This window comes from Neobacillus sp. Soil_C_43 (genome assembly GCF_057656715.1).
Window position 1 is genome coordinate 47,083 of sequence record NZ_JBDGJV010000006.1, and the last position, 14,204, is coordinate 61,286.

A 14,204-nucleotide genomic window follows, 5' to 3' on the forward strand; every position below is an offset into this window, starting at 1 on the left:
CAGAATATGTACAAGAAGTAAATAGATCTACTTTTTACATAATGGATAATCAAATGCTTGCATCATTTAACAAAATGTAAGGTGCAATGCCTATTTCATGTCTGTAAAATAAGATTAAGATGCAGAATTTTCTGCAAAATACATAAATAAGTTAAAGGAGGCTGGTGTTATTCCAAAATCCATTACAAAAGAACAATATTTTTAAAGCGCTTTCATTTTTATTTTTATTATCTTAAATGTAATTGGAAATGTATTTTACATGTTAAAGGAGGACTTCTCTTTGCCAAACGAAAAAATGCAGCGTATATCCTTTTCCGATCTTGAAAAGAATTTTTTAGAGGTGGAACAAGGTCTAACAAACAACGAAGCGGTTGAAGAATCCAATCGATGCCTCTATTGCTATGACGCCCCATGTATTAAAGCCTGTCCAACAGGGATTGATATTCCAACCTTTATTAAAAAAATCGCCTCAGGAAACTTACTAGGCTCAGCAAAAACCATTATGTCCTCAAATCCAGTAGGTGCAAGTTGTTCAAGAGTTTGTCCCACAGAAGAACTTTGTGAAGGAGCTTGTGTCCTAAATCATTCAACAAAACCAATAATGATTGGCAATCTGCAAAGGTATGCGACAGATTGGGCAATTAGAAATGAACAAACACTATTCCAGCCTGGTGATTCAAATGGTCGTACAGTAGCTGTAATTGGAGGTGGACCTGCTGGATTATCAGCGGCTAGAGAGTTAGCTAGATTAGGCTATGACGTGACCATATTTGAAGCGGCAGAAAAAGCGGGTGGATTAAACACCTACGGTATCGTCTCCTTCCGCTTACCTCAAACGGTTTCCTTCTGGGAAGTAGAACAAGTAGAAAAATTAAATGTGAAAATAAAAACCAACACAATGGTCGGAAGAGATGTCTCCGTTGAAGAAATCACGGAAAACTTTGATTTTGTCATTTTAGCAGTTGGGATGGCTCATGTACCGAACCTTGGTATTGAAGGTGAGGATTTAAATGGTGTTTATGATGCTATTGAATTTGTAAAGGCTACTAAAAGTGGTCAATTATCCAAGGAATTTGTCGGCAAACGAGTGGTCGTTATCGGTGCTGGAAATACAGCCATCGACGGTGCAACATGCTCCGTTCGTTTAGGGGCTGAAAATGTAAAAATCCTTTACCGAAGAACGGAAGATGAAATGACAGCCTATGATTTTGAGTATGAATTTGCTAAGCAAGATGGTGTTGAGTTTCGATGGTTAACCGCACCGAAAAGGATCATTGGTGATGAAGCTGGGAATGTAAAAGGAATTGAGTGTATCAAGATGAGGCTTGGTGAACCAGAAAAGGATGGGCGACGTAGACCAGTTGAAATTGAAGGGTCTGAACACGTTTTACCGGTTGATGCAGTAGTGAAAGCAATCGGTCAAACAAGACATCTGGAACTTATCAATAAATTTGTCCTTCAGCAAGAAGGCGGGGTTGTAAAAGTAAATCAGGAAACTTTCCAAACCTCCAATCCGAAAATTTTCGCCTGTGGTGATGTAATATTTGGTAAAGGAAAAGGGGACGCAATGGTCGTAACCGCAGCCCAACAAGGGAAGAATGTGGCTTATGCTATTCATAAGCAATTTTCAGTTGTTGGAACTGCATAGTACTTATTTGAAAGCAAAGGAGAGAAATTACGATGGCCGATTTACGTATTAATCTTGCAGGGATAAAATCCCCTAATCCATTTTGGCTTGCGTCAGCACCTCCTACCAATTCGGGTTATCAGGTACAGAGAGCATTTGAAGCTGGGTGGGGAGGAGCGGTTTGGAAAACATTAGGAGACCCAATTTTGAATGTTTCTTCTAGATTTGCTGCTATTAGCTTTAACGGACAAAGAGTTGCTGGCTTCAATAATATAGAGTTGATTACCGACAGACCATTGGATGTGAACTTAAAAGAAATCTATGAAACTAAAAAGCGTTTTCCAAATCATGCAATTATTGCTTCGTTAATGGTGGAACCAAAACAAGAGAAATGGCATGAAATTGTTAAGCGTGTGGAAGATGTAGGGGTCGACGGACTTGAATTAAATTTTGGTTGTCCACATGGAATGGCAGAGCGGGGTATGGGGGCAGCCTCTGGGCAGGTACCTTCTTTAGTAGAGCGTCAAACTTACTGGGTGAAAGAAGTGGCTAAAACACCTGTAATAGTCAAATTAACACCAAATATTACCGATATTACGGCTACTGCTGAAGCTGCCTGCAATGGCGGTGCGGATGCCATAAGTATGATTAACACGATTAATAGTTTGATGGGAGTGGACCTTGATTCCTGGAATACCATTCCACATGTGGCAGGAAAAGGAGCACATGGAGGCTATTGTGGACCTGCAGTTAAACCTATTGCATTAAATATGGTTGCAGAATGTGCACGAAACCCGCATATTAATGTACCTATTTCTGGTATTGGCGGAATTTCCAACTGGAAGGATACAGTAGAATTTCTGTTAATGGGGGCAACTGGTGTTCAGGTATGTACGGCAGCGATGCATCATGGCTTCCGCATTGTAGAGGACATGATCGGAGGTCTAAACAATTATCTAGATAGTAAAGGAATTGCCTCGGTTACCGATATTATTGGGAAATCAGTACCAAGATATTCTGACTGGGGTAACCTTGACCTAAACTACAATATTGTTGCAAAAATTAATACAGAAGTTTGTATTAATTGTAATAAGTGCCATATCGCTTGTGAAGATACCTCACACCAGTGTATTGATATGCTGAAAGACGAAAATGGAAAAAGCTACTTAAAGGTTAGGGAAGAAGATTGCGTGGGCTGTAATCTATGTTCGATTGTATGTCCTGTAGATGGGGCTATAGATATGGTAGAGGCAGCAAGAGAAATGCCTCCAATGACTTGGAATGAACGTCAAGCTGCATTGAATGGTGCACTTGAATGTAAAGCAGACGTAGCTAAATAAAAATAGATTAGGAGGGAAAAATTGATGAAGAAAATTATTAAAAACGGAACAATTGTCACAGCAACAGATACGTATCAAGCTGAGGTATTAATTGAAAATGGGAAAATAACACAAATTGGTACCAATCTTTCTGCCATAGGAGCGGAAGTTATTGATGCGAAAGGCTGTCTTGTTTTTCCAGGGGGGATTGATCCACATACTCACTTAGATATGCCATTTGGCGGAACTGTCACAAAGGACGATTTCGAATCCGGAACGATCGCAGCTGCTTTCGGGGGGACGACTACAGTAATTGATTTCTGCTTAACGAATAAAGGGGAACCTCTGAAAAATGCGATTCAAACCTGGCATAATAAATCCAGGGAAAAAGCAGTAATCGATTATGGGTTCCATTTAATGATTTCAGAAATCAACGAGGAAGTCCTAAATGAACTCCCACAGGTAATTAATGAGGAAGGAATTACATCATTTAAAGTATTTATGGCTTATAAAAATGTGTTTCAAGCCGATGATGAAACACTATTCCGAACACTTGTGACCGCGAAGGAACATGGCGGCTTAGTTATGGTACATGCAGAAAACGGAGATGTTATTGATTATTTAACTAAGAAAGCTCTTGAGGAAGGCAAAACTGAACCGATTTATCATGCACTAACAAGACCACCTGAACTTGAAGGAGAAGCCACAGGCCGTGCAGCCAAGCTTACGGGACTAGCAAACTCGCAATTATACGTAGTCCATGTATCTTGCGCAGATGCCGTTGAAAAAATTGCAGAAGCACGCAGTAAAGGGTTTGATGTATGGGGGGAAACGTGCCCACAATATTTAGTTCTTGATCAAAGCTATTTAGAAAAACCAAATTTTGAAGGAGCAAAATATGTATGGTCGCCGCCACTTAGAGAAAAGTGGAATCAGGAAGTTTTATGGAACGCCCTGAAGAGCGGCCAACTTCAGACACTTGGTTCTGATCAGTGTTCATTTGATTTTAAGGGACAAAAGGATTTAGGTAGGGATGATTTCACTAAAATCCCGAACGGCGGCCCAATAATTGAGGACCGTATATCCATATTATTCTCTGAGGGGGTGAAGAAAGGGCGAATTAGTTTGAACCAGTTTGTGGATATTACTTCAACACGTATTGCCAAGCTCTTCGGATTATTCCCTAAGAAAGGGACTATTGCAATTGGTGCTGATGCAGATCTCGTTATTTTTGACCCTAATGTTGAAAGAGTAATATCTGCAGAAACCCATCATATGGCCGTTGATTATAATGCCTTTGAGGGAATGAAGGTTACAGGTGAGCCTGTTTCTGTTTTAGTACGCGGGGAGTATGTTGTTCGCGACAAACAGTTTGTTGGTAAGCCAGGATCTGGTCAATATTTAAAGAGAGCAAGATATAATTTGAATACTACGCTAAACCAAAGTGAAACCCTATCAATCTAACAACTATTACAGCTCAAGTCTCTATCAATAGTTGCACTACACTCCGGCAATTGCTCAGATTCTGAGCAATTGCTCCCATTATTATTTTTTATTGTTATTAGTCGGTTGTTTGAATTTTTGAATGTTACATTCTATAAAATTAAACCGAAACAAGGAGTGTTTACATGAAAAAAAGCCATTTAAAATCACCAGATTTATTACCAATTCATCAAAAAGACCGGACGATTACTAAATTAGGGTACTCGTTCATGTGGGTAGGAATGGTCGTTGTACTTGCAACGTTTGCAATTGGCGGTGCAGGGGTTATTAGCCTATCATTGCCATGGGTTATTCTCGCAACTGTGATTGGAAGTCTTGCGATTGGTTTCTTCATTTCTTTAATTGCGGATATTGGAATCGAACATGGTATATCTTTTCCTGTATATATGAGAGCACCGTTTGGGACAATTGGTACTCACATCCCATCCATTACCCGGGGTGTGGCTGCATCGATGTGGTTTGGTATAAATACCTATTTTGGTGCAACAGCGATGAATGGTATTTTAAATATTTTATTTGGCTTTGATAATTGGTTTGTTTGTTTCCTTATTTTTGCTGTCGTTCAATTAGTCAATACTGCCCTTGGAATAAAATCTATTGAACGGTTTGCCGATTTAGCTGCACCTATTATTCTTATTATTTCATTATGGATGTATGTGACATTATCGGATCAGGCAGCAACTGCAGGAAGAGATGTTTGGACCTGGGTGGAATCACCAGTTACGGGTGGGGCAGCTTTTTCAGCCTTTTTAGTTGTTATTTTTAGTAACATGGGCTTTTGGGCTACATTAAGTGCGGATATTCCTTCTATTTCTCGGTTTATTAAAGCCCCTGTTAATGAAAAAAATTGGTTTAAGCGAAATAAAGGCTCATTAATTGGCAACCTTATAGCAATGCCATTAACTCAGACTTTTATGATTATCATTGGTGCGGTTTCTTATATTGCTGTATTAAATTATGACCCCGTTGTGGCATTACAAAAAGCAGCAGGCGGATTTATCCTAGCTATTTTATTATTAATGATTGTATTAGCTCAATGGTCTACAAATACTGCAGCTAACGTGGTTCCAGCAGCAACAATTTTCTCAAATGTAGGTGGTCCTAAGTTTCCATTTTGGGCAGGAGTAATCACAGCTGGAGTTGTTGGAACAATCGTTCAGCCGTGGACACTATTTGGGGTTATTATTCCTATTTTACTCTTTGTAGGTGGGATTCTTTCAGCGATTGTCGGTATCCTGTTTGCTGATTATTACCTGCTACGTAAACGACGTGTAAATGTGCCAGAATTATACGAAGACAAAGGTCAGTATAAATACATGGGCGGAGTGAATCTAGCTGGTTTTATTGCTTGGATAATTGGAGCTGTAGCATCTTATTTTGTACCGAATTATGGTTTCTTAGTAGGATTCATTGTTGGTGCGGGAATTTATTATGTTCTAGCAAAATACTGGTGGTTCCAAAAGTATCGTCAAGCAGAAATTGAAGATCCAAGTGATGAAAAATATTTAGGTATTTCTGTTGGCCGTGATTGGGTAATTGAGGAAAATGCCTACGAAACTGTCATTGAAGAAATTCCTAATAATGTTGATTTATACTAAATTTGGCTTATTGGAGGGATGGATAGGATGTCAGATCATCAACAATTTTTAGATGAACGAGATAAAATTGACTTTCTCATCCAAAAAGGATGCAGGATAAGCGGCGTGAGAGAGCATTTAAATGGTGCTTCGGTTGACTTCGTACATCCAAGTGGAAACGTAACTGAAACACTTCATATTGGTACAGCTAATGCAAGAAAGTATTTTTCTAGTTTATTAATCAAACAGAACCAGGAAATCTAAGGTATTACGTTGAAAGAAAAGGATTGGTGGAAAGTGCCAATCCTTCTTTTTTCTACTATTAACTTCTTATATTTAAGGAGATAAATCTATGAAAGAACATTTTCAGTTAACGGTTGCAGATGTTTTTAAGAGAAAGCATTTTGAACATGCCAGAGTTATTGCAGGTGAGGGAGGGATCCATCGAATTGTTAAATGGGTTCATGTCGTTGAAGTAACGAGTATCCGAAATCTGTTAAATGGGAACGAGCTAATTTTATCCACAGGTGTTGCTTGGAAGGATCATGTAGGTTTATTTGTCTCACTTGTCAAAGAATTAATCGAAAACAAGGCTGCTGGATTATGTATTGAAATAGGAACATATATTACGGAGATACCGGGCGAAGTAACTACATTAGCAGATGAACATCAATTCCCTATTATTGTTTTTCAACAGGAAGTTCCGTTCGTTGAAATCACGCAGGACCTTCATTCGACCATTATTAATCAGCAATATCAAAAGATATCTGATTTAGAGAATTATTCTCAAAGCTTAAATAAACGATTATTAACGATTGAAACATATGAAGATATTCTTCAATTTATATTTTCAGCACTAGATCTGCAAATCATTTTTCGATTGAAGGACAATGAGTATGAATTTGTGCCTGAAATCAATAGCAATGAACAAATTGCAATTATTAACCAGTTAGAAAAATCAAAGACACAACCGTGTGAATGGATTGCATCCTCGACCATTTTTTTATTCGGTCAAGAATACGCTGAGTTGTTTATCTATTCAGAGGATATTCCCGTTAGTGAATATGATTTGTTGATTCTAGACCGAACAGCAACCGCATTAGCTCAGCATTTATTAAGAGATTTGTATGTTGAGGAAAAAAAGCGAGTGGAAGAATATGAATGGCTTCATGGATGGTTAGAGGGTGAGCATGCACTTGAGGACATACAAGAATATCTAATTGAAAATGGAATAAAAACAAAATCGAGTGATGCAGCAGTCTTAATTACCAAACTCATTTCCTTTAAGGACAAACTTAGTCAGGATGTTACCTATTTAAAATTATTATTTCGTTCTGTATTTGAACAGAATGGGTTTGCTGTTATCTTTGTGGAAAAACGAAATGAAATTACCTTTATCCTTCTAAATAATCGACCAAAGAAAAATCTTAAGGAACGAATTAAAAGGTCCATTGATTCCATTCAGGACTCAGAATTTATTAGAAAACAGAGTTCTGCAAAGCTTATTATTGCTGCTGGTAAATTTATTCAAGCATTCGATGACATACATAAGAGTTATCAAACGGCAAAAGAGACTCTTCGAATTCAGCAAAAAATGACAAATAAACAAATTTATCATTTTTATGAGGATTTACATTTATATCGTCTGATTTCGCAAATGAGTAAACATACTGATTTACAGGAGATTGCTTCTGAATACCTCCAACCGGTGATTCAGTATGACCAAAAATATAATGGGAAATTGCTTGAAACATTAAAGGCATACTTAGAATGTAATGGTTCCAAGCAAGAAACCTCCAATAAGCTTTTTATAGTTAGACAGACACTCTATCATCGTTTACAAAAGCTTGAGAATTTGTTAGGAGAGGACTTTATGGGACATGAAAAACGGGTAGCCATTGAATTCATGCTACTTGTTTATGATTACTTGGCCGCCTCTCAGCCCAAGAAGATAAATCAAATACTTTAAAACTATGCTCTGATAAAGAACATTGTTTATTTTTATATCCTGATGATTGGAGCGGAAGGCACGAAGACTCCTGTGGGAGTACGGTTCAGGAGAGACCCCGCAGGCGCAAGCGCCGAGGAGGCTCGCCGAAACGCCCACGGAAAGCGAAGTGCCTGGAGCGGAAATCATCAGGCAAATTTAACAGAGCTAAAACTAATGAACATGTTCATTTTGTCGAAGAAATACTTCATTAGGTTTTACGGAATGTCTAATGAAAGCGGGAAGTAGTTTCGAGATAATAAGAGTATAAGTTATTAATTAAACGAATTTTGCAATTATTTTGAAGTATGAGGAGGATAAAACATGAGCGTAACAAAAAACGAAACATTAGTACTTAAAAATTTTATTAACGGTGAATGGGTAAGTTCGAACAGTGTGCAATCCCTAGATGTTCCTAATCCAGCCACGAATAAAGTAATCACAAAGGTGCCGGTGTCTTCAAAAGAAGATGTAAATCTTGCTGTTAGCGCAGCTAAGGAAGCATTTAAAAAGTGGAAAAACGTACCGGTTCCTAAGCGTGCAAGGATTCTATTTAAATATCACTATTTATTAACAGAAAATCATGAGGAATTGGCTAAATTGATTGTTCAAGAGAATGGAAAGGCTTACAAAGAGGCTTATGGTGAAGTTCAACGTGGTATCGAGTGTGTTGAATTTGCCTCAGGCGCTCCTACTTTAATGATGGGTGAAACCTTATCTGGTATTGCAGAGGATATCGATTCAGAAATGTTCCGCTACCCATTAGGTGTTGTTGGCGGAATTACTCCATTCAACTTCCCAATGATGGTACCTCTATGGATGTTCCCACTAGCCGTTGCATGTGGAAACACCTTTGTATTAAAGCCATCTGAACGGACACCCATTTTAGCTAATCGATTAGCCGAGCTCTTTACTGAAGCAGGAGCACCAAATGGGGTTTTAAATGTAGTGCACGGTGCACACGATGTGGTTAACGGCTTACTAGAACATAAGGATATTTCAGCAATCTCCTTTGTAGGTTCACAACCGGTCGCAAAGTATGTATATGAGCGTGCTGCTGCAGAAGGAAAACGTGTTCAAGCGCTCTCAGGAGCAAAAAACCACCACATAGTTATGCCAGATGCCGATATGGATAAGGCGGTACAACATATCATCAGTTCTACATTTGGCAGTGCAGGTCAACGCTGTATGGCATGTAGTGCCGTTGTCGTGGTGGGAGACAATGAGCCATTTGTAGCAGCATTAAAGAAAAAAGCGGATGAATTAATTATCGGAAATGGTATGGATGATGAGGTATTATTAACTCCTATCATTCGTAAAGAACATCGTGATAAAGTACTCACTTACATTGAAAAAGGAATTTCTGAAGGTGCTGATTTAATCAGGGATGGACGAAGAGAGATGGATGAACTTCCAGAAGGGAACTTCTTAGGACCTACCATCTTTGATCGTGTTACCCCTGATATGACAATTGCAAAGGACGAAATCTTTGCTCCAGTTTTAAGCTTACTACGAGCAAAGGACTTAGACGAGGGATTGGAATACATTAGAAAATCTAGGTATGGAAATGGTGCAACCATCTATACAAATAATGCAAAAGCGGTCCGACAGTTCCGTGAAGAAGCAGACGCAGGGATGCTTGGTATCAACGTTGGGGTCCCAGCAACAATGGCCTTTTTCCCATTCTCAGGCTGGAAGGATTCTTTCTATGGGGACCTTCACGTCAATGGAAAAGACGGGTTAAACTTCTATACACGTAAAAAAATGATTACTTCAAGGTTTGACGCATAAACATGGTAGCTATAATACTTTTGGTGTCAGGCACCATCTAAAGAATTGGGGGTATACGGGATGGTTCAAACAAGTCGACCGAATGAAACGTTATTGGAACAAGATGATAAGTATGTTTGGCATTCGATGAAGCCATATAATCCGAAGGCAACCATTGTTGCATCAAAAGCAGAAGGTTCATGGGTAACCGATGCAGATGGTAAACGATATTTAGATGCGATGGCTGGACTGTGGTGTGTGAACGTCGGCTATGGCAGGACTGAGCTGGCTGAAGCAGCATATGAACAATTAAAAGAAATGGCCTATTTTCCACTTTCACAAAGCCATGTTCCAGCTATAAAATTAGCTGAAAAACTAAATGAATTACTTGGCGATGAGTACGTCATTTTTTTCTCAAATAGCGGGTCGGAGGCAAACGAAACTGCCTTTAAAATCGTACGCCAATACCACCAGCAAAAGGGTGAACATAATCGCTATAAAATCGTTTCCCGTTACCGAGCATATCACGGAAACTCAATGGGGGCTTTAGCCGCAACAGGGCAGGCTCAAAGGAAATACAAATATGAACCACTTGCACCAGGGTTCATCCACGTCTCACCACCGGATTCCTACCGAGACGATACAAATGTGACAGATGCACGGGAACTTTCTTCCGTAAAAGAAATTGACCGGACAATGACATGGGAATTAAGTGAGACGATTGCTGCTATGATTATGGAACCAATTATTACCGGTGGAGGAGTTCTTGTTCCACCAGACGGGTATATGAAGGCAGCAAAAGAGGTTTGTGAAAAACACGGTGCCCTGCTGATTGTGGATGAGGTTATATGCGGCTTTGGCCGGACCGGTAAACCATTTGGTTTTATGAACTACGGTGTAAAGCCAGATATTATTACCATGGCCAAAGGGATTACAAGCGCCTATTTACCACTTTCAGCAACTGCCGTTCGTAAAGAGATTTACGAAGCCTTTAAAGGGACGGAAGAATATGATTACTTCCGTCATGTGAATACCTTCGGTGGAAATCCAGCAGCTTGTGCACTTGCTTTGAAAAATCTTGAAATTATGGAAAAGGAAGAACTGTTTGATCGTTCAAGAGACCTAGGGGAACAGTTATTAAATGATTTAACTAATCTTCTCCAGGATCATCCCTATGTAGGGAATGTGCGTGGAAAAGGATTGTTAGTTGGGATTGAACTAGTTAAAGATAAAAATACAAAGGATCCTTTGGACGCTGAACTGGTCAATCAAGTTATTGCACATTGTAAGCAGGCGGGGATTATAATCGGTAAGAATGGAGCAACGGTAGCTGGTTTTAACAATGTTTTAACCCTGGCTCCACCATTGAATATTGAGCACAAGGATTTACAATTTATCACTAAAACACTAACAGAGGCCATTGGAAAGCTTGAATAGAAGATATATGAGAACATTTGTCACCTTACATTTTGTAATTGACAAATGTTCTTTTTTTCATGAAAGAAAATGTTCACGAAATGGACAATACAGGTAAAATCTAGTTCAATTCTATAATCAAGAGAAAAAAATGTCGAAATACTTCGAAAGAGTGATTGACAGAAATGGAGCATCGGTTATAATTGAATTAGCAAATGTTCATCCAAGATTTACATAATTTCATTTATCTTTATTTTTTTATCAAAGATGTAACCGTTTACTTGTTTGAAAAGAAAGGGAGTTTCAAATTTTCATATTATTTAAGATTAGGTGAATGTACTTATGGCGGATGAAAAAATTTCGCGCCTCGTTGAAGTGGCTAAATTGTATTACCAATTAGACTATAGTCAACAGGACATCGCGAAAAAGTTAGGTATTTCCCGCCCCACCGTCTCAAGGCTTTTGATGCAAGCCGTCCAGGAAGGCGTTGTTCATATTAAAATATGTGATCCGGCTGAGGATGTTCAGGAACTCGCAGCACAGGTTAAGGAGCTTTTTCAATTAAAACATTGTATTGTTGCTCCAATCCCTGAGTACGAAGATGAACTGATAAAAGATAAGCTAGGAGAAGTTTCCGCGGGTTACTTAAATGACATTGTCCAAAGCGGCGATACCATTGGAATTACTTGGGGAACAACCCTTTTTCAACTAGTGAAAAATTTGCAGCCTAAGAACGTGAAGGATGTCACTGTTGTCCAGCTTAATGGTGGGGTGAGTTACTCAGAGTCAAACACTTATGCTTCAGAAATTATCAATGGATTAGCCAATGCATTTCATACGACACCTCATTTTTTACCTGTTCCTGCTGTAGTTGACCACATTGTTGTCAAGCAAGCAATCATTGCGGACAGGCATGTCAACAAAATATTAGAACTAGGGAAACAGGCAAATATTGCTATTTTTACAGTGGGTGAGCCGGGGGAAAACTCTACTTTGATGCATGCAGGCTATTTTTTAGACAATGATGTAGAAATTCTCAGATCGAATAATACGGTTGGGGATATATGCTCTAGATTTATTGATATTGATGGGCGAATAAGCCATGAAGCTTTAAATGATCGAACAATCGGTATTGAACTCTCCCATTTAGCGGAAAAAGAGTTTGGCATTCTTATTGCAGGAGGAAATTCAAAAATTGATGGGATCTTTGGCGCCTTAAAGGGCAAGCATGCAAATGTTCTCATAACCGACCAATATACTGCCAAGGCTTTACTCGAAATGGGAGGTGATTAGCATTAATGGATAAAGAAAAAATTAGAGTACTTGTTGAAGAGATTGTCAAAGCCACTCTAAAACAACCAAAGCAAATACCTATAGCAACTTCGAACCGGCATATTCACTTATCTCCAGAACATGTGGACAGATTATTTGGAAAAGGCCATCAATTAAACAAGCTGAAGGATTTGTCACAACCAAATCAATATGCAGCAAAGGAAACAGTCACATTAATTGGTCCTAAGGGTAAGATTCAAAATGTCAGAGTTCTTGGCCCTGCTCGGGGAAGTACACAAGTGGAAGTATCCTTATTTGATGGTTTTACATTAGGTGTAAAACCTCCTATTCGTAACTCCGGCGATATTAAAGGATCAGGGGCTATTACGATCCAAGGACCACGAGGACAAGTCACGATTAATGAGGGTTTGATTTGTGCAGCTCGCCATATTCATATGCATACAAGTGATGGTGAAAGTTTTGGTGTTTCTGACGGAGATCGTGTTCAAGTAAAAGTCGAGGGTGAACGCGGAGTTATTTTTTCAAATGTACTCATTCGTGTTTCACCAAAATACAAACTTGAAATGCATATCGATATTGATGAAGCAAATGCAGCAAACATCAAAAATGGACAGATTGGTGAAATTGTAGCCATTGAAAGTCGAGTGCAAGTGAGCGGGGGTTGATGCTGGTGGATATCCAATCACAGGTTAAAATATTAGTCCAGCAAGTGGTCGAAGCTTACTTAAAAGATAAAATACTAGAGAATGAGAAAAAGCCGATTGCTATTCTATTAGGTTATCAATCTCCAAATCCTACTTGTGTTTTGGAAGCGATTACCCCGCTCCTTAATACTTACGAAGTAAAATTGATTGTATCAAAAGAGTGGGCTAACTCATCTTCAACTTTTAACAATCGACCATTTGTTTTATTAGAAGAGATTAATCAGCAAGAATTGACTGCGATTATTGAAGAATCATCCGTACTTGTTATTCCTGCTGCATCTTATCAATTGTTATCCAAGCTGGCATTAACAATGGACGATGAACTGGCAGTTTGGGTTGCTATTCAATATCAATTACTTGGAAAGCCGGTTGTTATCGCAAACAATGGAGTAGAACCCAATGTTTATCAACAAATTCATGCTCCACATACTGTTCAGGAGCGCATACAGTCTTACATAAGACAAATTCAGACCGACCAGGTGAAATGGGTACCGTTAAATAAGCTTACTCAAACGGTGGAACATCAATTTACTGCTTACGAAGAAAAGCAGTCTCTTATTCTAGCGAAGCATGTGGAAAAGGCCTTTCACACAGGATTAAAGGAACTGATTGTTCCGCTAAAGAGTAAGATTACTCCTTCAGCAAAGGATTTAGCGAAAGAATTAAAAATTGTGATTACGAAATCAGACGCTTGAAAGGAGGGACGCAATGATTATTTGTAAGGTAATTGGTTCCATTGTATCCACCACTAAAGCAGAGAAGTTGACTGGGAAGAAACTTCTTATTGTACAGCCATTAGATATGAAGAGTATCGAGGAAGACGGAAAACCACTCGTTGCTATTGATACTGTAGGATCTGGCGTCGGAGAAGTTGTATTACTAGTCAGTGGAAGCTCAGCAAGACAAACAGAAATTACAAACGGTGTCCCCGTTGATGCGGCAATTGTAGGGATTGTCGATCAAATTGAAATACAAGGGTCATTAACCTTTAATAAAGGAGGTAATTAA

12 protein-coding genes are annotated in these 14,204 nt (G+C 38.9%); all 12 read left to right on the forward strand.

Annotated elements, in window-relative coordinates; genetic code table 11:
- Nucleotides 1-295: 295 nt before the first annotated feature.
- Nucleotides 296-1,648 carry an NAD(P)-dependent oxidoreductase gene (locus AC3A54_RS10230; protein ID WP_487654524.1) on the forward strand — a complete coding sequence of 451 codons (1,353 nt, stop codon included), beginning with the start codon at nt 296-298 and terminating at the stop codon, nt 1,646-1,648.
- A 32-nt stretch (nt 1,649-1,680) separates the two neighbouring features.
- Nucleotides 1,681-2,967 (forward strand): NAD-dependent dihydropyrimidine dehydrogenase subunit PreA, encoded by a 1,287-nt coding sequence (preA, locus tag AC3A54_RS10235; RefSeq protein ID WP_487654380.1) that lies wholly within the window; start codon nt 1,681-1,683, stop codon nt 2,965-2,967.
- 24 nt (nt 2,968-2,991) lie between these two features.
- The gene (gene hydA, locus AC3A54_RS10240; RefSeq protein ID WP_487654381.1) at nt 2,992-4,410 is read left to right on the forward strand and encodes a dihydropyrimidinase; all 1,419 of its coding nucleotides are present in this window, start codon (nt 2,992-2,994) and stop codon (nt 4,408-4,410) included.
- 164 nt (nt 4,411-4,574) lie between these two features.
- Nucleotides 4,575-6,047 (forward strand): NCS1 family transporter, encoded by a 1,473-nt coding sequence (locus tag AC3A54_RS10245; protein WP_487654382.1) that lies wholly within the window; start codon nt 4,575-4,577, stop codon nt 6,045-6,047.
- A gap of 27 nt (nt 6,048-6,074) precedes the next feature.
- Complete coding sequence (locus AC3A54_RS10250; RefSeq protein WP_487654383.1) at nt 6,075-6,290, forward strand: hypothetical protein; 216 nt, start codon at nt 6,075-6,077, stop codon at nt 6,288-6,290.
- An 88-nt stretch (nt 6,291-6,378) separates the two neighbouring features.
- Entirely contained in the window at nt 6,379-7,995 is a 1,617-nt protein-coding gene (locus AC3A54_RS10255; protein ID WP_487654384.1) for a PucR family transcriptional regulator, read from the forward strand.
- Nucleotides 7,996-8,337: 342 nt separating this feature from the next.
- The gene (locus AC3A54_RS10260) at nt 8,338-9,804 is read left to right on the forward strand and encodes a CoA-acylating methylmalonate-semialdehyde dehydrogenase (protein WP_487654385.1); all 1,467 of its coding nucleotides are present in this window, start codon (nt 8,338-8,340) and stop codon (nt 9,802-9,804) included.
- Between the two features lie 60 nt (nt 9,805-9,864).
- Nucleotides 9,865-11,220 carry an aminotransferase gene (locus tag AC3A54_RS10265; protein ID WP_487654386.1) on the forward strand — a complete coding sequence of 452 codons (1,356 nt, stop codon included), beginning with the start codon at nt 9,865-9,867 and terminating at the stop codon, nt 11,218-11,220.
- Between the two features lie 321 nt (nt 11,221-11,541).
- Entirely contained in the window at nt 11,542-12,492 is a 951-nt protein-coding gene (gene deoR / locus AC3A54_RS10270) for a DNA-binding transcriptional repressor DeoR (RefSeq protein ID WP_335548997.1), read from the forward strand.
- A 5-nt stretch (nt 12,493-12,497) separates the two neighbouring features.
- Entirely contained in the window at nt 12,498-13,157 is a 660-nt protein-coding gene (gene pduL / locus AC3A54_RS10275; RefSeq protein WP_487654387.1) for a phosphate propanoyltransferase, read from the forward strand.
- Nucleotides 13,158-13,162: 5 nt separating this feature from the next.
- Complete coding sequence (locus AC3A54_RS10280) at nt 13,163-13,891, forward strand: hypothetical protein (protein WP_487654388.1); 729 nt, start codon at nt 13,163-13,165, stop codon at nt 13,889-13,891.
- A gap of 13 nt (nt 13,892-13,904) precedes the next feature.
- Nucleotides 13,905-14,204 carry a EutN/CcmL family microcompartment protein gene (locus AC3A54_RS10285; protein ID WP_308083961.1) on the forward strand — a complete coding sequence of 100 codons (300 nt, stop codon included), beginning with the start codon at nt 13,905-13,907 and terminating at the stop codon, nt 14,202-14,204.

Bases quoted from the DNA above. Each gene is read 5' to 3' on its own strand.
- AC3A54_RS10230 (WP_487654524.1), top strand. From the start codon at position 296: ATGCAGCGTATATCCTTTTCCGATCTTGAAAAGAATTTTTTAGAGGTG.
- preA (WP_487654380.1), top strand. From the start codon at position 1,681: ATGGCCGATTTACGTATTAATCTTGCAGGGATAAAATCCCCTAATCCA.
- hydA (WP_487654381.1), top strand. From the start codon at position 2,992: ATGAAGAAAATTATTAAAAACGGAACAATTGTCACAGCAACAGATACG.
- AC3A54_RS10245 (WP_487654382.1), top strand. From the start codon at position 4,575: ATGAAAAAAAGCCATTTAAAATCACCAGATTTATTACCAATTCATCAA.
- AC3A54_RS10250 (WP_487654383.1), top strand. From the start codon at position 6,075: ATGTCAGATCATCAACAATTTTTAGATGAACGAGATAAAATTGACTTT.
- AC3A54_RS10255 (WP_487654384.1), top strand. From the start codon at position 6,379: ATGAAAGAACATTTTCAGTTAACGGTTGCAGATGTTTTTAAGAGAAAG.
- AC3A54_RS10260 (WP_487654385.1), top strand. From the start codon at position 8,338: ATGAGCGTAACAAAAAACGAAACATTAGTACTTAAAAATTTTATTAAC.
- AC3A54_RS10265 (WP_487654386.1), top strand. From the start codon at position 9,865: ATGGTTCAAACAAGTCGACCGAATGAAACGTTATTGGAACAAGATGAT.
- deoR (WP_335548997.1), top strand. From the start codon at position 11,542: ATGGCGGATGAAAAAATTTCGCGCCTCGTTGAAGTGGCTAAATTGTAT.
- pduL (WP_487654387.1), top strand. From the start codon at position 12,498: ATGGATAAAGAAAAAATTAGAGTACTTGTTGAAGAGATTGTCAAAGCC.
- AC3A54_RS10285 (WP_308083961.1), top strand. From the start codon at position 13,905: ATGATTATTTGTAAGGTAATTGGTTCCATTGTATCCACCACTAAAGCA.